The sequence below is a fragment of the Magnetospirillum fulvum MGU-K5 genome, from assembly GCF_000442515.1.
In the GTDB taxonomy this organism is placed as follows: Bacteria; Pseudomonadota; Alphaproteobacteria; order Rhodospirillales; family Magnetospirillaceae; genus Phaeospirillum; species Phaeospirillum fulvum_B.
On sequence record NZ_AQPH01000061.1, the window covers coordinates 1 to 23,288 of the forward strand.

Sequence of the window (23,288 nt, forward strand, 5' to 3'; positions counted from 1 at the left end):
ATTGATTCTTGATACGGATGCTGTGCTGGTCGACGCGGTCGCGTTGCAGCGCCTCAAGATGGTTGTTCGGCGGAACCTTCAGATCATCCAGACGCTTGACGTTGTTCAGCATTATTTTATAACGCAAGACGTTATGCGTTATGATTCCGATCGAACGGGCCACTGATGCCGTGTTCACCCAATGCTCTCCGGAACAGCCTATTCCTCGCCGCGCGCGGCCTCGGCCATCATCATCCGCCAGAAATCGGGCCAGCCCTCTTCGCGCAAAGTGAACTCGATCATCTCGCCCTAGGCACCACCCCAGGCGGCATCGCCCCAGCGCAGAGAGATGCAAGAGCGCGTACATCTGCCTGCCTGAAACACGTTCAGTTCCCGCGCAAGAGGGCCGCATATTGTCCGCCTTGAGCCAGCAGGTCGTCGTGCGTTCCCATCTCAGCGATCCGTCCATTCTGCATCACGACGATCAGATCGGCGTGGCGGATGGTCGAAAGGCGGTGCGCGATCGTGATCGTCGTCCGCCCGTTTGACATGTCGTCAAGCGCCTTGGACATCGCGCGCTCGGTTCGTGTGTCCAAGGCGCTTGTGGCCTCGTCCAGCAACAGGATCGGCGGATCGCGCAGGATGGTGCGTGCAAGCGCCAGACGCTGCTTTTCTCCCCCGGAGAAACGATAGCCCCGCTCCCCCACGAGCGTATCGTAACCATTGGGCAGTGCTGTGATGTGATCGTGGATCTGGGCAATCCGCGCAGCTGCGATCAGGTCGGCGTCAGTCGCCTCCGGTCGGGAAAAACGCAGGTTCTCGGCGACCGAGGCGTGCAGCAAATATGGGTCTTGCGTCACAACGCCCAGCATTTGGGATAAGGTGTCGAAGCTCATATCCCGTAAATCGACGCCATCAAAGCGTATGGCACCCTTATCGACATCATAAAGCCGCGCCAACAGATAACCGAGCGTCGTTTTGCCGGACCCCGTTGCTCCAACAATCGCAACGTGGCTTCCAGCCGGAATGGTCAGGCTCACGTTATTTACGGCGGGTCGGTGCGCATTTTCATAGGAAAAACAAACCTGTTCCATCTGGACCGTACCACGCATCGCCTTGCGTGGAATCACAACCGGATCAACCCGCTCGACGATTTCGACCGGCTTGTCGAGATACTCAAAGATTCTGGCGAACAGAGCGCGTGTCTTGCGCGCGTCTCGGCCGATCTCAAGGAGTTGCTCGAACGGCCACAGCAATTGCTCCTGCAACGCAATCATGGCAACAAGCGTGCCGATGGTGGCGGGATTGTCGGTCTTCATGAGAAGGCCTCCAACAAGCAGGGTGAAGGCTGGCAGCACCGCGAGGGCGAACCCGATCAGCGACCATTGCCATTCGCCCGCCGTATGCGACTTGACCTCCAGTTTGGCGAGATCGCCAGATATCCGCGCAAAGTGTTGCACCAATTGCGGACCGCGGCCCATGGTGCGGGCAAGGATGATGCCTGAAACCGAAAGTGTCTCCTGCACGGCGACGGACATGTCCGCCGCGCGAGCCTGCTGCTGATAGGTCCGGGCCTCGCGCACACGGGCAACGCGGCTGCTGATAAAAACGGTAACCCGGCACGATAAACAGCACGAACAAGGCGAGGCGCCAATCGAGAAGGACGATGGCGATCATCGTCATCACCACCGCACTCAACGCGCGACCGAGTTCGCTGGCCGTCTCGGTGACCAGGGATTGCAGCCCGGCAATATCTCCGGCAATGCGCGACTGCACTTCTCCGGTGCGGGTGCCGGTAAAGAAGCGCAGCGAAAGACTCTGCAAATGCGAGTACAGTCTTACCCGCAGGTCGTGCAACACCGCCTGACCGATGCGGAATGTGACGACGACCTGCCATGCACCCACGGCGGCACCGCTCATGGCCACGGTGACCATTCCGACCACCAGCCAAACCAGCAATTCGATATCGTGCGCCGGTAGCGCCGAATCGATGATGTCACGCAACAGGAACGGCCCGACCAGGCTGACGGCGGACGCAAGAAACATCAGCGCCACGATGCCGACAATCCGCCAGCGATAGGGCGTGAACAACGCCAGGATGCGGCGCAGCGACACATGCCGCGTAGCCAGGTCGTCGTAATTTTCAGGCGCGTCATCAATTTCAGACATGACATCTCTCAGTTTGAAGCGTTTGCCGCACCGCCAGGTGCAAACGCCGAAAATTATTCTATTGCATAGAAATTTGTTTTTTTGGCAAAAATGATGGCCTCATTTATATCCCCGTCGCTTGTGTTTGAATTTTTACTATGGCAGAACGCCTATGCATCGACAGCACGAAGGAGCCGCTCAATCGCTTTCTATCCCACCCAAACAATCTTCAGGGAAAAAGCCTCAGAACGCTTCTTCCCATGACTGCGACAACCGCATCGCACAATTGATCAGCCCAACCATCGAATAGGTTTGGGGGAAATTGCCCCACAACTCGCCACTGCGCGGGTCGATGTCTTCGGACAGCAGGCCAAGCGGGGTGCGGTGAGCCAGGACGGTTTCAAACAGATCACGGGCTTCCTGGTGCCGCCCCAACGCCGCCAGGGCGTCGATGTACCAGAACACGCAGATCACGAAGGCGGTCTTGGGCCGCCCGAAATCGTCCTCGGCGACATAGCGGTAGAGGAAGTCGCCGCTGCGTAACGTTCTCGACACCGCGTCGACCGTCGCGGCAAAACGAGGATCATCGGCCGCCAGAAAGTCGACTTCGTGCAGCAGCAGCAGGGTTGCGTCCATTTCGGCCCCGTCGAATGTCGAGACGAAGCACCCCAGTTCGGCGTTCCACGCCCGTTCGCGGATGATGCCGTGCAGCCGGTCGGCGGCACCGCGCCAATGCGTGGCCCGCTCCGCTAGGCCAATCTGGCGGGCGATCTTGGCCAGACGATCGCACGCGGCCCAGCACATCACCGCCGAAAAGGTATGCACCGCAGCCGAGCCGCGCAGTTCCCACGGGCCGGCATCGGGCTGATCGAAGGCGGCGACGGCGCGAGCCCCCAGACGCTCCAATTGCTCAAACAGGATCGCGTCGCCGGGACGGGTCATGCGGCGGTCGAAGAAGGCGTGGGTCGAGGCCAGGATGACACTGCCATAGACGTCGTTCTGGACCTGAAGATGGGCCTGGTTGCCAACCCGCACCGGGCCGATTCCCCGGTATCCGCTCAGGTGGGACAGAATGCTTTCGTCGATCAGGGCCTCGCGGGTGATGCCGTAGACCGGGCGCAAGGCTCCGTCATGGGCGTCCTCGACGATATCGCCGATGAAACGAAGGTAATCCTCCATCATCCGCGTCCCGCCCAGGCGGTTCAACGCATGGATCACGAAATAGGCGTCACGCAGCCAGCAGAAGCGATAATCCCAGGTCCGCTCGGTATCGGGGGCTTCGGGTATCGAGGTGGTCAGCGCGGCGACGATCGCCCCGGTCTCCTCGAAATGACATAGCTTCAACGTGATCGAAGCGCGGATCACCGCGTCTTGCCATTCGAACGGAATCGACAGTGACCGCACCCAATTGCGCCAATGATCGCGGGTCCGTTCGAACAGGTCGCGGGCGGTCAGTTCGATCCCCGCTTCCAGGCTTTCGTCACCGCCCAGCAGCAGGTCGATCGGACGGTCGAGCAGGAAGGGCCGCTCCTCCAGAACATACGAGATCGGCGCGTTGGTGGTCAGGCGCAGGGTTTGAGCGGCCGAGACATAGCGGATATGGTTGCTGCCCCGCGTGATCTCGGGATCAACCCGACCGTTCTCGAAGCGGGGCCGCAGGCGCACCCGCACGCGCGGTCGCCCCTGAAGCGGGCTGATGCGCCGCACGATCAGGGGCGGGCGGTAGATTCGCTCGAACAACGCGAAGCGGGGCGCGAAGTCGACAATCTCCACCGCGCCGCCATGTCCATCCTTCAACACCGTGCGCAAAATCGCGGTGTTGGGCAGATAAGCCTGCTCACAATGGGTCTGGTCGACGAGATCAAGGCAAAAGGCACCATCCGCTCCGTCCCCCGGGGCCGTGCCGTTCAACAAGGCCGCAAAGACGGCGTCACCGTCGAGACGGGGAAAGCAGGCCCAAACCAGGGATGCTTTCGGGTCGATCATCGCCGCGATGGTGCAGTTTCCGATAATGCCGAGATCGAGGGAACTCATGAGGGGGCTCCGATCAGGATGTCGAGGCGGGTGAGCCATTGCCGGACCTCCTCGGGGGAGCCCAGCCGATAGCGTGCGGACGTATCGCGGCTGCCGACATGGGCAGACAGGCCGCCCAGGCGATTGATGGTGCGAAAACCATCTTCGTCGGTCAGGTCATCGCCGATAAACACCGGAATCCGTCCGGCGTAAGGCGGGATGCCGAGGAATCGTTCGATGGCTTGTCCCTTGTCGATTCCGGCTGGCACCAATTCGAAAACATTCTTGCCCCCGACCAGCTTGAGAGGAATCGGCGACAGGGCGGCAGCCGTCAGGGCAAGAGTTCTGACTGCGGATTCGATGGTCGGGTTGGCGGCGAAGTGAAATGCGAGGGAACAGGGCTTCTCTTCGAGTAGCAATCCGCTCAGATGACGGGATTCCCCTTTGACCCACCAAGTCAGTTCTGCGGGCCATTGTTCCCCGACGATCTCCACCCGGCCGGAGCGTCGCCATTCCGCACCGTGAGTACCAGCCGCATCGCAGCCGCCGGGAAACAAGTCGTCGATACTCTCCAGGCTGCGGCCGCTGATCAGGGCCACAGCCCCGGACAACCGATCCGACAAGGACTGAAGCCGCTGGGGAAGACCGGCGGGGACCACGACCACGTCCGGGGTCGGCGCCAGATCGAGCAAGGTTCCGTCTATGTCGAGAAACAATGCCCACTCCGCCCAATCGAGGCGGCGGGTTCCGATATCGATCGCGTCGATTTTTACCATCGTCTTTCCCCGGTCTTTGCTCCTGTGGCCTTGCCTTGCGAGACAACGGCGATTCTTCGTTCGATATGACGGCGCTTGCGCATCCGTGCCGCGTCCAGCAGCATCCGTGCCGCCCAGAAATAGATATTGTTTTCGCCGACCATTTCCCGCATCAGCCGCATCCGGTCCCGCCGCTGATCGGCCGGCATCGACAGCGCCTGATGGATTGCCTTACCCATCGCCCCGATGTCGTAGGGATTGACGATCAGCGCTTCCTGCAATTCTCGCGATGCGCCGGCAAAGGTCGACAGCACGAGGACTCCGTCTTCGTCATCGCGGGCGGCCACGAATTCCTTGGCGACCAGATTCATGCCGTCATGCAGGCTGGACACCAGACAGAGGTCGGCGGCACGGAACAAGGTAAACACCTCGTCCGGTTCGTGATGACGGGAGACCAGCAGAATCGGAACCCAATCCTCGGTACCGAAACGGGCATTGATTTCTCGGGCGACAGTTTCGGCCTCGGTTTGCGTGTCCTTATAGGCCGAGAGACGGCTGCGGGTGGGGGCCGCAACCTGAAGCAGGGTGACCCGACCGATCCACCCCGGATGAGAATCGAGCAGGCTTTCCATCGCGCGGAAGCGATCGGCGATCCCTTTGGTATAGTCGAACCGTTCGACCCCGACGGCCAGACGCACACTTGGCGACAGGCCATGGGCGCGACGAACACGGTCACGACACTCTTCGATCGGTGGCTGCCCGGCCAGCGCACGCGGCGGCCATTCGATCGAGATCGGGTAGGGCCGAACCAGGGTGGTGGTAGTGCTGGCGCGAACGGTGCTGTGCTCGCGGTCGATCTGGCACTCGAGAAACCGGTCAACCGAGTCCAGGAAATTCAAGCAATGAAACTGGGTGTGGAAGCCCAGGATCGAACTGCCCAGCAGACCGGCCAGAATCTCTTCCCGCCATGGGCAGATGCTAAACACCTCGGGGTTCGGCCAGGGAATGTGCCAGAAGGTGATGATGGTCGCCTCGGGCAGGCGCTCGCGCACCATCCGGGGCAGCAGGGCAAAATGATAATCCTGAACCAGCACCACCGGGTTGGGGGTTTTCGCCTCGGCAATCACCGCGTCGGCGAACTTGCGGTTGACCGCGACATACTGCGCCCAGTCCGAGGCGCGGAAGGTCGGACGGACGAACACGATATGGCACAACGGCCACATCCCTTCATTGGCGAAGCCGTAATAATACCCGTCTTGTTCCGCGTCACTGAGCCAGAGCCGGCGCAGGGTATAGGCTGGTGCCTCGGGGGGCACCGCCAGATGATCGTTGCGGTCCACCGTCACCGGGTCGGCCGAGCCGCTGCCATGGGCGATCCAGGTTCCCCCGCAGGCACGCATGATCGGCTCCAACGCCGTGACCAGTCCGCTGGCCGGTCGTTGCAGAACGATCTGATCGCCTTCACGATTGTGGATGTAGGGCTCACGGTTCGAGACGACCAGGACCTCGGCGCCCGGTAATTCGTCGCGCAGCAGGCCGCGCAGGCTGTCCGGACTCCACTCGATCCGAATGGCTTCGGTCAATGATCGGGGAACATCGAGATCGCGCAGCATCTTGCGCATTTCGCGGATCAGCGGCCCGACCTCCGGCGGCAAAACCTTGCCGTTCTGATCCGGGGCCGACATGCCTTGCCGCACAGCGCGAACCCAGCCGCGCAAGGTCAACCGGGCGACCAGAACGGTGACGATCGCCACTCCCAATCCCAGAATGGCAAGACAGATCGCCAGATAGATTTCCGCGCTGGAACTGCGTCGCTCGATGAAGCGAAGATCATGCAGAATTACCAGCCGACCCAGGTCGGCCCCTTCAGCACCGGCCAGGGGAAATGTCGCAGACAGGATCGAACCGGACTCGAGATGCTCGACCGCAAAAGGCTTCCCCGTCGCGGGAACGGTCGGGCAGCCATATTGCTTCGGCCAAGCCGCCGATTGATGTGTGAGCTGCCCATCCGGCGTGCACACGCCCAGCGCCAGCACCCGCTCATCCTGGGTGATCCGCTTGAATAATTGAGTAATCTTGCGGTCGGCCTTGGACTCGACCAGCCCCGTGACACTGTCCTGGATCGAGTGGAACACCAGTTGCGCCCGCATTTCGACATCGGCGCGGAACCACCGTTCGATCAGGTCGCCGACGAAAGGCGCCGCCCCCCAGGCCATCACCCCCAGCAAGGCCAGGAGAGGCAGAACAAAGCGGAAGGCCATTCGCATTGCCTGAGTCCTTTTTCACTTGGACCGAAGTTCTCCGCTCATTTACCTAAGCCCTTCAGTTCGGCATTCAGGGCTTATGGCAGAACGACTCTCCTTTGCTCATGGCGGACTTCAGAAATGAAAAATTAACATTCAGATTGCGGCATCATGATGGTATGGCAACAACCAATCTTCGCAAATTCATTGCGAGAGCACCCCCGACACCTCGAAAAACCCTGGCCCAGAGCGGGGTCTGCTGATTCAATGAGCTCCAGGCCGTATTGGAGGGGGCAATGGGTCAGCAGCCTGGGCTCTTCGATCTTGAGGAGCGGTATGCGGAGTTGTCGAAGGCTGGCGACCCGCTGGAGAAGCTGCTGGGGGTGGTGAACTTCGAGGCGTTCTGCTACCGGCTGGACAAGGCGTTGAACCGCAGCGACAGAGCCCGGGATGGCCGTCCGCCCCATGACGCAGTTTTGATGTTTAAGATCCTGGTCCTTCAGGCGCTGTACAACCTGTCCGACGACCAGGCAGAGTCATGATCAACGACCGCCTGACGTTCAAACGTTTTCTCGGCCTGGGGCTGGCGGACAAGGCACCGGACGCCAAGACGATCTGGCTGTTCCGCGAGACGCTGACCGAGGCTAACGCGATCGAGAAGCTGTTCGCGGTGTTCGATACCAAGCTGAAGGAAGGCGGCTATTTGGCGATGTCGGGCCAGATCATCGACGCCACCATTACGACGACGACGAGAAGCCAGGCGATCCGCGAGGGACGCATCCCTGACGGCTGGGAAGAGACCCCGCACAAGCTGGCGCAGAAGGACAGGGACGCCCGCTGGACCCTGAAACGGGCCAGAGCGAAGACGCCGAAAGCGGAAGGCGCCAAGGCCAAGGGCGTCGAGATTGCCTCGGTTACAAGAACCACATCTCGACCGACCGGCGCCACGGCTTCATCCGGCGCTGGGGAGGGGTCCTCGGCCGCCGAGCACGATCACACCCGCCCAGAAACTGAAATTGGCCGCATGAATTCTATGTCCAACCCCCGCTAAAAATGGGGGGATTACCGTTTCACCAGAGACCTTAACCGATCAGTGCAGTTTGGTTTCGTGTTGCCGGGCTCTGCTGGTCGATCAGCGCCGCAGCCAGTTCGAGCCTTATCCGGGCAGCGTGGAGGGGTCAGAGGCTGATCCAGCCGCTTTTGTCGTCGATCGGCCGCATGATAAGCCGGGACGCTTGGTCGTCATGGCCGGACCGGGCGTGAATCTGCTTCAGGACGATCTGATCATTGAGGATGCCGCAGATTTCAAACTTGCCGATGTCGTGGCCGATGATGAACTTGAAGCGCTTGGCGTAGCCGTTGAGGTGCGCCCGCGCGTTATCGACGATTGCGCTCGCCTCACGGAGTGGAATCTGGAAATGGTGACGGACCCGCGTTACCGGCATGCATTGATAGAGGTAGTAGGGGTTCACGCCGATCGTGAGTAATCCATTCATCAGCTCGATCAGATCTTTCGCGGTATCGTTGACTCCACGCAACAGCACCGCCTGATTGTTGACGGTGATCCCGCGCATCCGCAACCGCAGGATCGCATCGGTCGCGGTCGGAGTGATTTCGCGGGCGTGGTTGAAGTGGGTGGGGATATAGAGCGTCTTGCGTTCGTTGATCTGTCCCAGCAGATCGATCAGGGCATCGTCGAAAAGGCGCAGGGGGTAGGTGACGGGAATCCGCGAACCGATCCGCACGAACCTGACATGCTCGATTTCAGCCAGCGCGGTCAGCATCTCGCGCAGGACCGGCGTCGGCAGCATCAGCGGATCGCCCCCCGACAAGATGACATTGTCGATCTCGGGATGGGCGGCGATATAGTCGCGCGCCTTCGAAAAATCCTTTAAGGTCAGGTGGTTCGACCGTCCGACGATACGCTTGCGGAAGCAATGGCGGCAGTAGGTGGCGCAGGTTTCGGTGACCACCAGCAGGACCGAGTAATCGTATTTATGTAGGATTCCGTTCCCCTTGTCGTGCTTGTCGTCGCCATAGGGGTCGGCGGTGGTCGATCCCATCGCCCCGACGGTGACCAGCTCCTCGGCGCTGGGGAGGCACATTTTGCGGATCGGGTCATAGGGATCGGTTGGATCGATCAAGCTGAGATAATAGCGTGACACATTCAGCGGATGGGCCGTCACCACCTCGCGGATCGCCGCTTCCTCAGCTTCATCAAGAGGGGTGTAAGCCTTGAGCTGATCGACGGTAACGATGTTGTTGGCGAGTTCCTTCCGCCAGTCGAGAGACGTCCAGTCGATTTTTTCGTCCATCGTTACGGCCTTTGTAGCTTCGCAGGGCGGCCTCAGGAGGAAATCCATCTCGGATGCTCGGGAAAGAGGAGCCGGATTGTCCGCCATTGGGTCCAGAGTGAGGCGATACGGTATTTTCGGCCTGTGGAGGTATCTCCGATACGCGGAATTCCGATTACGGTAGTAGTATTTTATCCATTGCTCAAGGGGGAGGCGGGGGCTAAATTCTCTCGGCAGAAGGGAAAATGGCGTTTTCTGCAAAAAAATATAAAAGCATGAGTTGCGCTGGCGGTGATGAACCGTGAAATGCTCTTCATCACCGCGATCCAGCTTACCTGCTACGAGAAGGTTTTAAGGCACGAAACCTGCCATATCGATCTGTGGTGATTTCGGGCTTGTCCTGATAGCGGCGCAAACCATTATTGATGGTGCAGGATGAGTGAGTCTGTTCCTTTCACCAGTTGGCAGCGTGAGCTTTGGCTTTCGTCCCTGACGGCGATGTCGGATTACTCCGAAACCGCCATGAGGACTTTCCATTCTATTAAGTGTGCCGTCGATCCAGATCGCTTCCGTGAGGCGATCCGTCTGGCATTGCACCACATTCCGTTGCTGAGTGCGACGTTGTGCCCGGACGATCTTGAACCTCGTTTCCGGATCGGTGCCGATGAAAACCTCGATTTCCGATTTTACGACGCGCGCGGCGAGGCCGATCCCACCGCCGCCGCGGACGCTAGGCTGGCCGGATTTTTCGAGGAGCCGGTCGATACCCCGTTGATCCGCTATATGCTGATTTGGACCGACGAGGCCGACAGCATTGTCGCGATCAAGAGTTCCCACCTTGTCCTCGACGGGATGGGAATCCTGTTTCACATCGCCTTTCTCGGCACTCTTTACACCGCTCTGGTACGGGGCGAGGTCCCCAGCCAGGGCGAGATCTGCTCGGCTTCCCAACCTTATCGGGAGGATCAGGCGCATCGCGCCTCGGCGCAGTTCGAGCGGGACATGGCGTTTTGGGCCGACCATCTCCGCCAAAGCCCGGAAAAGCGGATTTTCCGCGCGCGGCCCGGATGTGCCGATGTGCTCGGTCATTCCCGCCACAAGAAATACGTCCTCTCGGACGAGACGTCATCGGCCATTGCGTCTTTGATCGCGGCGCGGCGGATCAGTCCGGCGGTTTTCTTTACCGCGGTTCATGTGCTGATCGTCGGTTTCATGTGCGATGAAGCCGAGATCGCCGTGCAGACTCCGATTGCGTTTGGTGAACGCAAGGCGGCTGACCGGCGTCAGGGGATGTGCGTGGCCTTGCCGTCTCAGTTCGTCGATTTGCGTCAGCACCCGACCTTCGCCTCGCTCACCCAGGAGATCGCCGCCCAATGCGCGTCGTTCTTCCGCCATGTCCGCACGCCGTTTCAGCTTGCGATGCGCCGGTTCGAGAACAAGGATTTTTCTTTTCTCGCCGACACCTTCATCAATTACCTGCCGAACGTGCCAGCGGGAACGCCCGAGTTCCCGATTTGGGATTGCAGCCAGCAGCATAGCGATCAAGAGCCGGTGTTGTTTGGCGGGATGGTGCTCCAAGATCCCCGGACGCGGCAGTTTTCTCTGACGATGCGCAGCAGCCGCAACCACCTAAGCGAGCAGGACGTCGACCGTTACGTCAAGCGGGTCGACCTGGTTTCGCGGCAACTGGCTGCCGGGATCGAGTTGTCGCAGCTTGATTTTCTTCTCGATGAGGAGAAGCGGGAGCTTGGGCTTTGGGGGCGTGGGCCGGAGCGGCCCTATGCCATCCGCCCGCTGCCCGACCTGTTCGACGAAAAGGCCGAGCTTTTCGCCGACCGCAATGCCGTGAGGGACGAAATCGGCACCGCGTTAACCTATGCCGAGGTCCGGCGGAATTCAATCCGGTGCGCGACATGGCTGACCGCGCAGGGGGTGAAAAAGGGCGACATCGTTGCGGTTTTGGCGCGGCGCTCGATCGCTCTTCCCGAGATTGTCCTCGGCATCCAGCGTTGCGGCGCGGTTTATCTGCCCATCGATCCGAGCGCGCCTTCCGAGCGGGTTTCGTTCATAGTCGCCGATGCCGGTGCGGATCTGGTGATGGATCCAGACGATCTTTCCTACCGCGATGCTTGCGGTCCAGAGTGCGCCGCCCGTCTTTCACCGCAAGACGGGGCCTATCTCATCTACACGTCGGGCTCCACGGGTCGTCCCAAGGGCGTCCTTGCACCGCATGGCGGCTTTGCCAACATGATCCAGGGGCAGATCGACATTTTTGGGGTGGGGCAGGACGATCGGGTACTGCAATTCGCCCCCCCGATCTTCGATGCGTCGCTTTCCGAAATGTTCATGGCGCTGTTCGCGGGGGCCTGCCTCTATCCCGTCGGCGATGCGACCCGGAACGCGCCGTGGACCTTGAAACGCTATATGGAAGAAAATCGCGTTTCGGTCGTGACGCTGCCGCCCTCGTATCTCGGTCTGTTCAACCAGGACATGTTCGCCGGGTTGCGGGTGTTGATTACCGCTGGCGAGCCGCCGATCGTCGCCGACGCCCTGCATTACGCCCGTCACCTCGATTATTTCAATGCCTACGGTCCGACCGAGACCTGTGTCTGCGCCACCATCAAGCGGGTGCCGCCCGATGCATCTGCGCCTATCGGGGTGGGGCGACCGATCCCCAATGTCGCGGTCAGCGTCCGCGACAGGGCAGGGCGGGTATTGCCCGCCGGCATGGTCGGTGAGCTGTGGATCGGTGGAGAGAGCGTTGCGCTGGGCTATCACAATAACCCGGACCTGACCGATACACGGTTCCGTGCCCCGACCGACGGCGATGCCCGCGCCTATGCCTCGGGCGATCTGGCGCGGTGGTCCGAGGACGGCGAAATTCTCCTCGTCGGCCGGGCCGATGATCAGGTCAAAATTCGCGGCAATCGCGTCGAGTTGGGAGAGGTTTCCTTTCTGCTCGAACGTTGCGCACAGGTCAGTCAGGCCACCGCCCTTGCCGTCAAGGACACGGCGGGACAGACCATACTGGCCGCGTTCCTGGTGCTGCGGGATGGGGCCACCCTGGATTCGGTGATCGCGTGGAGCCGGGGGCATCTGCCGGGCTATATGCTGCCGTCGGAATGGCATCTGCTTCAGACCATGCCCGTTACCGCGACCGGCAAGGTCGATCGCAAAAGCCTGATGAAGACGCAGGCCATCCACCGTGCCCCTGCGGACCCAGGCCGTAGCGCCGATCCCCGCTTGCTGGACATCTGCGCGCAGGCGCTGGGCAGGCCCTGCGATCCCGCCGTCAATTTCTTCATGCAGGGAGGCAACAGCCTGTCGGCGATGTCGTTCCTGCACGACATCCGCAAGACGTTCGGCGTCGATGTCGTCTTTCGCGATTTCGCGGCGTGCGAGACCCTGTTCGACGTCGAGGCGCTGTTGCGCCGCAACGGGGTGGAGCGGACGTTTGAGCCCGTTGCGGCCCCCCCGCTGAACCGGGCTCAGTTCCGCATCTGGGCGTATCAGCAGGCCAACGCCGGAACCGTCGATTACAACATGCCGCTGTTGCTGGAAGTGCGTGGTCCTCGGGCGGCGGACTTTTGGGACGGGTTGTGCCGGGCGGTGCAGGCTCAGGAGCTTCTGTGCTGCACCATTGCAGGTGATATTGACGCGCCGCGCTTCGCGGCGGGGGCCACGATTTCCCCCCGGATCGAAACGTTTTCCGATGTGAGTGAAGCCGGGGCATTTTTCGATCGGGAGAGCCACACCCCCTTCGACCTGCGCCACGAGCCTCCGGTTCGGCTGATCGCGTCCCGGCTGCCGGATCGGCTCCAGGTGCTGATCGTGCTGCACCATGTCGCCGGTGATGGCGAGACCCTCGACATTCTGCTGCGAAGCGCGGTGGGGTCCCTTCGCGACGAGCCTCCCGCCTTGGGACGTCTGGCCATTCAGGCGGAATTTTGCCGAAGAGAAACCGCCTATCTCCGTTCGGAGGCTGCGAGGGCGGATGCCGCCTATTGGCAGGCAGTGTGCGCCTCGGCGGCGGCGTCGCGCCCGGTGCCCGCGATGGAACGGCGGGGCGCAATGTGCACGCACCTTCTCGCCCCTGCCGCAATCGAGCGTCTGGAGACGCTGGCGCGCCGGTCGGGAGCGACCCTTCTCGCCGCGTTCGTTGCGGTGCTGGGGCGGTTTCTGTGCCGCAGGCGCGGGGACGAGGACCTGTTGATCGGTGTTCCTGTCGGGTTGCGCGAAACCCAGGACGAGTTCCGTACCGCAGGCTTCTTCGTCAACACCTTGCCATTGTGCATCCAAGGGGGCGAGGACGCTGTCGCCGCGTCGAGACGGACCGCCGCGCACTTGCGCGAGGCGCTCGTCCACAGCCGCTATTGTGACTTTCCCGCCGTCCCTGACTTTCTGGCGACCCATGCCGTTCCCGCCCGGATCGAGGCTGACGGTCTCGTCGTCGACCGGGTCGGAGCCTGCCTCCGCGCCAGCAAGTTTTCGGGCAGCTTTACCCTGGAGACCGGAGAGGCCCCGCGCCTGGTGCTGGAATACGATGCCGTAGTAATTCCCGGGGGCGAGGCGCTGCTGGCGGATTTGGCGGAGGAAATCGCCGCGCTTGATCTCAGCGACGCCGACCGCGACCCCCGCCAGATTCTGGCGGATGCCTGGCGGGAAATCCTGGGCGTCAGAGCGGCGGACCCCGTTGATTTCTTCGAGGATGGCGGGGATTCGATCAAGGCGATTCAGATTACCGGTATCTTGCACCGCAATGGGATCGCCACCCTTGCCGCGTCCGATTTTATGCGGTTTCCCCGGTTCACCGATCTGTGCGCCCGGCTGGAGGATAGCGGTGAGGGGACGCTTGCGGAGCAGGTAGCCCCTGTCGTTGCCGGGCAGAATGTCCCCCTCTTGCCGTTCCAGCAGGATTTCCTGACCGCTCATCCGGATCATTGGCGGGCGGTACTGATGGCGTTGCCGGTGGAACTGCGTCCCGGCGTATCTGTCGAGACCGTGGAGCGCTGGCTGAGCGTCCTGCCCACGCATTACGAAGCCTTGCGTCTGGCATTCCGCCAAGATCACGCAACGATGCTGGCCGAACCGCGTCCCCTTTCTCTGCACCGCCGGGTTTTTGACAGCGGGACCACCACCATCGAGATTCTGCGTGCCGCCGTGCGTGCGGTTGCCGTCGAGATCGACCCGGAAGCGGGGGTTACCCTCGGCGCGTTCCTCGTCGAACGGGGAGACACGCGGTTCCTGGTCCTGGTCGGGCATCACCTTGTGCTCGACGTCGTTTCCCTGGACCTTCTGTGCCGAGATTTCGACCATTTCTGCCAAGGCGGGAGTGCCCAGCGCGAGGTGCGTGGTGTCGCCACCCGGGCGGTGGAAGTCGAAAAGTTGGTGGCGCACGGCGCGTTCCCCACAAGGGAGGATCGCAGCTTTTGGGAGATTGTTTGTGCCACTCCGACGGCACCGCTTGGTGCCCTGTCGCGCGAGGCCCGCGATCTTGCCTCTGAGCGCATCGTCCGGGACATGCGCCTGACGGGCTTTCGGTCCGAGCACTCGTCGTCGGTCCTGGCCGATCTCCTGTCCGCACTCGCCTGCGCCTTGCACCGGCAAGGACAGCGGCAGGCGGTGTTTGTGACCCTGGAAAGCCACGGCCGCGACGATCTGCTGCCGGATTGCGATGTCGGGCGAAGCCTTGGCTGGTTTACCGCCGTCTGCCCGATGCCGCTCGGTCCCGCCTCTTCCTGTGCAGAGGCCCGCGTTACTGTCCTTCCCTGGATTCGCGATCGCTTCACCGCCCGCATTGCCAACGCCTATGGCTATCTGCGCCGCGAGGATCCCCGCCGCTTCGGCTTCGACTCACAGATCGCCGTCAATTATCTGGGCACCCTGGCTTCCGGCACCGAAGGGAACGATCTGCTTAACAGCGCCGGGCCGGGCGCGATCCCCGAATTGCTGCCGCCGAATTTCGAACCATCCAGCCCGCTCGACCTGACGTCCTTTTTCGACGAAAGCGGCGTGTTGCGGGTTCAGGCCTATTTCCATCCCGAGATTCTCCCCGAAGCGTGGGTTTCGAGCCTGCTGGAAAACTGGCGTGCCGTGCTTATGACGCTTCCGGCCTATGTGCCCGAGGAAACCGAGACCGCGATTCGCACCGCCTGTGGAAGCACGGCCAACGAGATCGAGCGGATCACGCTGCCCGAGCTCAATCAGAAGGGAATGCTCTATCAAGCGCTGCGGCCCAGCGTCGGTGTGTATACACAGCAGGTGGCGTTTACCTTCCACGGTGACGTTGACGAATTCCTGCTGATGCGGGCATGGCGGCAGGTCGTGGCCCGTCACGAAAGCCTGCGCGCGGTGTTTCCGATGCCGTGCCCCGGCGAGTTCTTTCGGGTGGTGCTGCGCCAGGGTCGCGGCGGGATCGCCTATCACGACCTGTCGCATCTTCCCGGCGCGGTGGTCTCGGCGGAAATCGCGGCGTTGCTGCGGACGGAGCGGGACCGGGGATTCGATCTGCAAAAAGGTCCGCTGCTGCGGATGCAGATTTTCCGTCCTGACGCGGAAACCGTGATCGTCAGTTGGTGCTTCCATCACCTGCTGATGGACGGCTGGTGCATGGGCATTCTGCTCCAGGAGATGTTCGCGCTTGCCGAGCGGCTGGCCGGGCATCCCGCACCCGAACTGCCCGCGCCGTTCGCGCTTGCCGATTATGTCCGTTGGCGGGCGCGGTTCGACGAGGCCGCCGCCCGAACCTACTGGGGGTCACTCCTGGACGGGTTTACCGGGCCGACCCGGGTGGCCGAGGCCGGGCACCCGGCGGGGGATGGCGAGCCAGAAACCGTTGAGATGACGCTCGACGGCACATTGAGCGAGGGGCTGCGGGCCGCAGCTGCCGCCCGGTCCGTGACCCTGCCGGTGTTGATTCAGGCGTTGTGGGCGCTGGTTCTTAGCGGTGAAAACCGCATGTGTCGCGACGTGGTGTTCGGCATCGTGACCTCCGGCCGACCGGCGGAACTCAGCGGGATCGATCGGGCGGTGGGGCTGTTCGTGCAGACCGTGCCGCTGCGGGCACGGTGGGGAGCGGATTCGTCGTTTGCCAATCTCCTGGCCTCGCTCAAGGAGCAAAGCCTTCAGCAGATGTGCCACGGCTATCTGCCCCTTGCCGAAACCGCCCGTGATATGCTCGATCATCTCATCGTTTTCGAGACCTATCCGTTCTCGACCCGCTTTAATAGCGGCAAGGTGGCGTTGCGTGAGGTCAGCGGATTCGAAAAAATCCCCTATCCTCTTGGGATTTCGGTCATTCCCGAAGAGAGCCTGGGGGTGCGCTTCCTTTTCGATCCGGCGCAATTGCCGCGGGATCGTGTTCTCGCCTTGCAAAGCCGTTTGCTTGCCGCGCTAAAGACGGCGACGGAGGCGGAATCCTGCCACTCCATCGAAGCGGCGATCGCCGCCGCCTTCGCCGCTGCGTCAGGCGTGGGCGAGGTGGACGGTGCCGCCCAGGCGGACGCCGAATCATTGGTGGGCGAGGGGAGCACAACACCGAATCCGCAGCGATCCGTCCCCGGCGATGACGACATTCTGGGCGTGGTGATAGCCGCTTACGAATCCGTCCTTGGCCGCGTGGTGCCTTCGGCTGATGCCGATTTCTTCCATCTGGGCGGTCACAGTCTGCTGGCGATGGGTGTGTTGGCACGACTTCGCAAGGATTTGTCTGTCGCCGTCGGCATCGACGACATCATGGCTAATCCCAGCCCGCGCCAGCTTGCCGCCCGCATCCGCGATATTTCCGCGCCGGTGGTGGCGATTCCGCGAATCGTGCCACGGGAGCGGCATCCGCTGTCGCCGGCGCAACGGCGTCTGTGGTTTTTGCAGCGCTTGCACGAGGATGCGCGGTCATACGTGATCCCGTTCGCGGCAACGCTTCCCGGGACGATCGATCGCGATCGACTGCAATGCGCCCTTGAACTGGTGGAGCGCCGCCACGATGCGTTGCGGCTGCGGGTTGCGGCGGACAGGCCGGAACAGACGCTTGCCCCGCCGGGCGGTCTGCGTCTCGACTGGCACGACGAACCGTGGAACGGCGAGGCATTGCCCGAGATGCCGTTCGGAATCGACCGCCCGCTGGTCCGGGTCGCGCTGTTTAGGCAATCGGCCGACGCCTTGGTTCTGCTGCTCAGCTTCCATCACATTATTTTTGACGGCTGGTCGGCGGCGATTTTCACCCGTGAGCTTAACGAAGCGTATGGCGCGCTTTTGCAAAGGTCCGAACCCGCATGGCCGCCGCTCGATCTCGATTATCTCAGCTATGCGGAACAGTCGGCGGAGAGGGAATATCCCGAGATCGAGACGATCCGGGAGGCGTTGCTGCCCCTGCCCGAACGGTTGCGCCTGCCGCTCGACTTCCCCCGTCCGGCAACCCGGACCTCCGCCGGTGGCGTGGTGGTGGTCGATTTCGGGCCGGAGCGCAGCCTTGCCCTTAAACGCTATGCCCGTGAGGCGGGGGTAACGCCGTTTCCGGTGATTGTCGCTCTGGTCGACGCGTTTCTCTATCGCCATACCGGCCAGACCGACCTGATCGTCGGATGCCCGGCAGCGAATCGGGACCTCGCGCAGACCCAGGCGATGATCGGGCTTTTCGTCAATACGCTGGTGATCCGCGCCCGGCTGGAACCGGACGCGGGGTTTGCTGCTTTGCTGCAAACGGTAAACCGAGCGTTTCAGCAATCCCTTGCGGCGCAGGCTTGTCCGTTCGAGGCGGTGGTCGACGCGGTCGGAGAGGAACGCAACGCCGCCCGCAATCCTCTGTTCGATGTCTTCATCGCTCTTGAGGATGCGTCGTGGGGGGATTTCGGCCGCGCTCCTTTGTGCATGCAGCCGATTTCGCTCCCCCATGAGGTCAGCAAGTTTGATCTCAGCATTTATTTTCGCGAAAACGCCGAGGGCGGCTACGCCATCCATCTCGAATACGCCACCGATCTGTTCCGGCAGGACACCGTTCAGGCGATGGCCGACCGGCTTGCCGTCCTTGCCGACGCGGTTTTCCACTCTGACGCGGTGCCGGTTGCCGAGCTTGACATCCTGCCTGTCCCGGAACGGTTGAGGCTGGAGGTCTTTAACCAGACCGATGTCCCCTTTGACGTCGAACGCGACATTGACAGCCTGTTCCGCGCACAGGCGAGGCGGACGCCGGAGGCGGCGGCAGTGGTGGACCCGTCCGGGGCCGTCTGCACCTATGCGGGCTTTGATCGCCAGGTTACGGCACTGGCCGGATGGCTGGCGGAGCGCGGAATCGTCAGTGGCGGATATGTCGGGGTATGCTATCCCCGCTCCCTCGACATGATGGTGTGCGTCTTCGCCGTGCAGCGTCTGGGGGCAGTCTATGTCCCGCTCTCCGCTGCCTTGCCCGAGACGCGTCTCGACGCGATCTGCGACGATCTCGGACCGGCTGTCGTGCTGTGCGCTCCCGCCGACGCCCCGAGATTCGCGCGTAGCGGCTGGCGGGTTCTCTCACCAGACGTGGTCGATTCACAGAGCTCGCCGCCGGAGACGGAAATCGTCGTGCCGGTCGCGCCGGATTCGATTTCCTACGTCATCTTCACCTCCGGTTCGACCGGGCGGCCGAAGGGAGTCGCGATCGAGCATCGCAGCCTGTGCAATCGTTTACTGTGGATGCAATCGCGCTTTCCCATCGGTCAGGGAGACGTGGTGCTGCAAAAGACCACCACGTCCTTCGACGTCTCGGTATGGGAAGTGTTCTGGTGGTCGTGGTGCGGCGCCAGCCTTGCTCTACTCGAACCGGGGGCCGAAATGGACCCGGGGAAAATCGTCGAGACGGTGCGGTCCCGGGGCGTGACGGTGCTCCATTTCGTTCCCTCGATGCTGCGGGCCTTCCTGGATCATCTCGCTGTTTGCCCCGAGGACATCGGCAAGCTTGGGTCGCTGCGCTTTGTGTTTGCCAGCGGCGAAGCGCTGCCCCGCGAACTCGTCGAGCGATTCAACACGGTGCTCGACGCCGAGTTGCACAATTTATACGGTCCGACCGAAGCGACGATTGATGTGTCCTGGCAGCCATGTCGGCCGACCCCCGAGACCGTCGTGCCGATTGGGCGTCCGATCGCCAATACCCGTCTCTACATCCTTGATGTGCGGCTTCGTCCGGTTCCCGTGGGGGTAACCGGCGAGATTTATATCGGCGGGATTCAGGTTGCCCGGGGCTACTTGAATCGGCCGGATCTGACCGCCCGGTCCTTCCTTCCAGACCCGTTCCACGCCGAAGGCCGGATTTACCGCACCGGAGATCTTGGGCGGTGGCTTTGTGACGGCAGCATCGAATATCTGGGGCGCAATGACGATCAGGTCAAAATCCGTGGCTTCCGGATCGAATTGGGCGAGGTCGAGGCTGCGCTCGGCCGGTGCCCCGGCGTTGCACAGGCGGTGGTGCGGGTCTGCCGCATCGGCGGATATGACGCGCTTGAGGCGTTCTTGCTGCCCCGGCGAGACGAGGGTTTGTCCCTGCCGGAGATTCGCCGCGTCATAGCGGGCGCGGTTCCAGACTATATGTGCCCATCGCTGTTTTTCGAGGCCGATGACATCCCGTTAAGTCCGTCCGGCAAGGCCGATCGCAAGGCGCTGCGGGGACGTCCGTTGCGGTTGGTCGCGGAGAGTACCGGGGACGGCGTAACGCAGGCGGCGGTGCGGGAAATCTGGCGGCAGGTGATGCCGGAAGTGGAGGCCCCGGACGATCAGGGGTTCTTTGAGGCGGGCGGCAATTCCTTGCTGCTGGTGCGGCTGCACGCTCTCCTCGACGCGCGCTGGCCGGGGGCGTTCTCGCTGGCCAGTCTGTTCTCGGACAGCACGATTGCGGCCCAGGTGCGGCGGATCGAGCAGCGACAGAGCGTGGGAGCAGCGGTGCCCGCCCCGGTTGTGGCCGCCGATGCGCCGGTGGCGATCATCGGGATGGCGGTGCGGTTCGGTGATCATGAGGATTATGACCGCTTCTGGGCCGATCTTGGTCGCGGGGCTGACATCACCGTGCCGATGCCGGGCAATCGCCGCCGGGAAACACGTCAGGTGTTCGAGGCGGTCGGTCTGGCCTATGACGATGCGCGGGTGCGTGAGGCGGCGTACCTGTCCGATGTCTCCTCGTTCGATTATCGCCGCTTCGGCCTGTCGCCTAGCGATGCCAGTCTGCTTGATCCCCGCCAGCGTATCTTTATCGAGGCGGCGTTGCGCGCACTTGATGATGCGGGATATGGCGGCGAGGCCCTGGCGAACCAGGCGGTGGGGACCTTTGTCGGGGCCAGCCCATGCCGTCTTTTCCAAGATGCGGTGACGCGGGCCTTTCCCGCGCAGTCCGAGCGGATCTATCTGCTGAACGTCCCCTCCAACGTGGTGGCGCGGATCAGCTATCTAAAGAATTGGCAGGGTCCTGCCGCCACCATCGACACCGCCTGTTCGTCGGTTCTTGCCGCCGTGCATCAGGCGTGCCGCAGCCTGCGCAGTGGTGAAAGCTGCGTTGCCCTGGCCGGTGGGGCGCATGTCATCGATCTGCCGGTTCAGGGCGATCGGGCGTTCACCATCGAATCCACCTCGGGGCAGACCCGGACGTTTGACGCCCGGGCCGATGGCGTCGGTGCGGGCGAGGGGGCGGCGGTTTTCGTGCTCAAATTGCTGGAGCAGGCGCAACGCGACAATGATCCCATTCATGCCGTGATTCTCGGCAGCGCGGTTAACCAGGACGGCAAATCCTCGAGCATGGCCGCGCCCAATCCGGACGCGCAAGCCGCCGTCATTCGTCAGGCGGCACGCGATGCCGCAATCGCGCTGGCGGACCTCGATCTGTTCGAGGCCCACGGAACCGCGACGGTGCTGGGCGATCCGGTCGAGATCGAGGCGATCAGCCGGGCGTTCGAGGCTGACGGTCCCGCTTTGGAGCGAAAGGTGCCGATCGGCTCGGTGAAGGGTAATCTCGGGCATCTTGATGCCGCCGCCGGGGCCGCCGGTCTGGCCAAGGCGGTACTTTGCCTGAAACAGGGGCAGGTTCCGCCCCAACCGCATTTTGAAACGCCCAATCCGCACATCGATTTCGCACGTGCGCCGGTGCGGGTTGCCCGCACTCTCGAGACGCTGTTGCCCGAGCGGCGGCCGTGGCGATGTGGGGTCAGTTCCTTTGGCCTCAGTGGCGTTAACGTCCACGTCATTCTCTCCGGTAGCGCTGGCCGCACTCTGCCAACGGATGAGGGCGGCTGGATCTGCGTGCCGCTGTCTGCGCCCGATGTGGCCACGCTGGCCGCCTATGCCGAAGCGGTGCGGGATGCCGTTGCCGCGCATCCCGATTGGCCTCTGCATGCCATTGCCGCGACTCTCACCGTGGGTCGCGACGATCTTCTGGTTCGGGGCGCGGTGGTGGTGCGATCGCGCCAAGAATTGCTCGAACATCTGGGCCAGGGGCTTGTCCCCGCCGTTTGTGCGCGACGCCTGGACGACAGCGTTCCCAGCGGGGTTTTTGCCGCGCGGGAGGCGGCGGAGGATGCCGCTCGGGCATTCTGCCTGGGTCATTCGTTGCACTGGCCCGAGGACCGCCCGCTCTACCGGGTGCATCTCCCCGCGACGCCCTTTGTCCGGACACCGCTTTGGCCCCGTTTCCCAGCCCGTTTCCTGTCCGCCCCGACGGAAACACCGCGTGGAACCGCCGTGTCGATTGCCATCAACCGCGCGGATTTCTGGCCGGTTGCCGACCATCGCCTGTTGGAGGTGCCGACGCTGGTGGGCATGGCCTTGCCCGATCTGATCGCCCAGGCCCTGGGGCCGGTTCCCCTCACTATCGAAAATCTCCGTTGGCGCAAGCCGGTGACGGCGGGCGAGGGGAGCCGTGCGGTTCTGATGACCGAGGCGGAAGAGCAGAGCGGTATTGCGGTTGAGGTGCACCATTGCCGTGACACCGAATGGAGTGTGGCGGCCAGCGCAATTGTGCGTCGTGGGGCCGCACCTGCCTCGCCGCTTGATATCGCCGCGTTGCAAGGGGCCATGGCCGCGTTCACGGGCGGGGGCGATGCCTCGGTGATCCGCGTCGGCGGGCGGTGGCAGTGCCGCGAAGCAATGTGGGCGGCCGAAGACGGTAACCGCCTGTTGGCCTTTCTGTCCTTGCCGGATGCGTACCGCGACGATCTGACGGTTTTTGGCTGGCACCCCGCCATGATCGACGTCGCCACCAGCCTTGCCCTCCATGGCGTATCCGGCTTCGTGCCCGCCGCCTGCGGCGCCATCCGGCTTCATAAGCCTCTGCCGTCGCAGGTCTACGCCCTGGTGACCGTGACCGATCGGCAGGCGGGGATGATTTTGGCCGATTGCACGGTGACGGATAGTCGCGGACAAGTTTTGATCGAGCTTGCCGGGCTGATGTTTCTTGCGGTTCGGCCGGAGCGTGCCGAGCGGGCGGAACCCGACCTCTACACGGTGGGATGGGAGGCGACGGTACTGCCGGATCAACCGCCCGCAACGCCTGCGGATATCCTGCTGCTGGGCGGCGGGGGATCGGGATGGGCCGAGGCTCTTGCCGGGTTGGCGGCCACGCATCGCCCACTGCCTGGCCGGGACGACGAACGGCGGAGTCTGGCCGAAGAGATCGTGCGCGGGACGGTCGCTCACCTGCTCTATCTGCCTGACACGGATGATACCCACTGGGCTTTTTGCAGCTTCCTCCAGGACCTCTGCCGCGCTGGCCTGCGTCGGCCGATCCATGTTGCGGCGGTCGGGTGCGGTGCCTTCCTCGATGGCGATCCGGCGCGGGCACTGCTGCTCGGGCCGCTGTTATGCCTGCGCCGGGAAGAGCCCCTGATCGCGTGCTCTTACATCGAGAT

Annotated in this window: 9 protein-coding genes; 3 read left to right on the forward strand and 6 right to left on the reverse strand. The window is 62.7% G+C overall.

All coding sequences use genetic code 11. From position 1 onward, the window contains the following. Window positions 1–365: 365 nt before the first annotated feature. From K678_RS19115 to K678_RS13585, 5 genes are all read right to left on the reverse strand, one after another. Window positions 366–1,298, reverse strand: coding sequence for an ABC transporter ATP-binding protein (locus K678_RS19115; RefSeq protein ID WP_196802585.1), 933 nt, complete (start codon window positions 1,296–1,298; stop codon window positions 366–368). Then, window positions 1,207–2,148 (reverse strand): ABC transporter transmembrane domain-containing protein, encoded by a 942-nt coding sequence (locus K678_RS19120; protein ID WP_196802586.1) that lies wholly within the window; start codon window positions 2,146–2,148, stop codon window positions 1,207–1,209. The genes K678_RS19115 and K678_RS19120 overlap by 92 nt, the downstream gene beginning before the upstream one ends. A gap of 222 nt (window positions 2,149–2,370) precedes the next feature. Then, window positions 2,371–4,161: a glycoside hydrolase family 15 protein gene (locus K678_RS13575; RefSeq protein ID WP_021133031.1), complete on the reverse strand. Its 1,791-nt coding sequence runs from the start codon at window positions 4,159–4,161 to the stop codon at window positions 2,371–2,373. Beyond that, the gene (gene otsB / locus K678_RS13580; protein ID WP_021133032.1) at window positions 4,158–4,916 is read right to left on the reverse strand and encodes a trehalose-phosphatase; all 759 of its coding nucleotides are present in this window, start codon (window positions 4,914–4,916) and stop codon (window positions 4,158–4,160) included. The genes K678_RS13575 and otsB overlap by 4 nt, the downstream gene beginning before the upstream one ends. After that, window positions 4,910–7,162, reverse strand: a complete 2,253-nt coding sequence (locus tag K678_RS13585) for an alpha,alpha-trehalose-phosphate synthase (UDP-forming) (RefSeq protein WP_021133033.1) — start codon at window positions 7,160–7,162, stop codon at window positions 4,910–4,912. The genes otsB and K678_RS13585 overlap by 7 nt, the downstream gene beginning before the upstream one ends. Before the next feature lie 272 nt (window positions 7,163–7,434). Here K678_RS13585 and K678_RS19780 point away from each other — a divergent pair, with 272 nt between their 5' ends. After that, a complete protein-coding gene (locus K678_RS19780; RefSeq protein WP_021133034.1) occupies window positions 7,435–7,680 on the forward strand; it encodes an IS5 family transposase in 246 nt (81 codons plus the stop codon). Beyond that, entirely contained in the window at window positions 7,677–8,189 is a 513-nt protein-coding gene (locus tag K678_RS19130; protein ID WP_021133035.1) for a transposase, read from the forward strand. Before K678_RS19780 ends, K678_RS19130 begins: the two co-directional genes overlap by 4 nt. Before the next feature lie 127 nt (window positions 8,190–8,316). Here the strand turns inward: K678_RS19130 and K678_RS13595 are convergent, their stop codons facing one another. Further along, window positions 8,317–9,453 carry a KamA family radical SAM protein gene (locus K678_RS13595; RefSeq protein ID WP_021133036.1) on the reverse strand — a complete coding sequence of 379 codons (1,137 nt, stop codon included), beginning with the start codon at window positions 9,451–9,453 and terminating at the stop codon, window positions 8,317–8,319. Between the two features lie 477 nt (window positions 9,454–9,930). Here K678_RS13595 and K678_RS13600 point away from each other — a divergent pair. Further along, window positions 9,931–23,288 (forward strand): non-ribosomal peptide synthetase (locus K678_RS13600; protein WP_231376266.1); only part of this gene is annotated, 13,358 nt, incomplete at its 3' end.

What these genes read in the sequence shown, in the direction of transcription:
- K678_RS19780 (WP_021133034.1), top strand. Translation starts at nt 7,435, where the DNA reads ATGGGTCAGCAGCCTGGGCTCTTCGATCTTGAGGAGCGGTATGCGGAG.
- K678_RS19130 (WP_021133035.1), top strand. Translation starts at nt 7,677, where the DNA reads ATGATCAACGACCGCCTGACGTTCAAACGTTTTCTCGGCCTGGGGCTG.
- K678_RS13585 (WP_021133033.1), bottom strand. Translation starts at nt 7,162, where the DNA reads ATGCGAATGGCCTTCCGCTTTGTTCTGCCTCTCCTGGCCTTGCTGGGG.
- K678_RS19120 (WP_196802586.1), bottom strand. Translation starts at nt 2,148, where the DNA reads ATGTCTGAAATTGATGACGCGCCTGAAAATTACGACGACCTGGCTACG.
- K678_RS13575 (WP_021133031.1), bottom strand. Translation starts at nt 4,161, where the DNA reads ATGAGTTCCCTCGATCTCGGCATTATCGGAAACTGCACCATCGCGGCG.
- otsB (WP_021133032.1), bottom strand. Translation starts at nt 4,916, where the DNA reads ATGGTAAAAATCGACGCGATCGATATCGGAACCCGCCGCCTCGATTGG.
- K678_RS13595 (WP_021133036.1), bottom strand. Translation starts at nt 9,453, where the DNA reads ATGGACGAAAAAATCGACTGGACGTCTCTCGACTGGCGGAAGGAACTC.
- K678_RS19115 (WP_196802585.1), bottom strand. Translation starts at nt 1,298, where the DNA reads ATGAAGACCGACAATCCCGCCACCATCGGCACGCTTGTTGCCATGATT.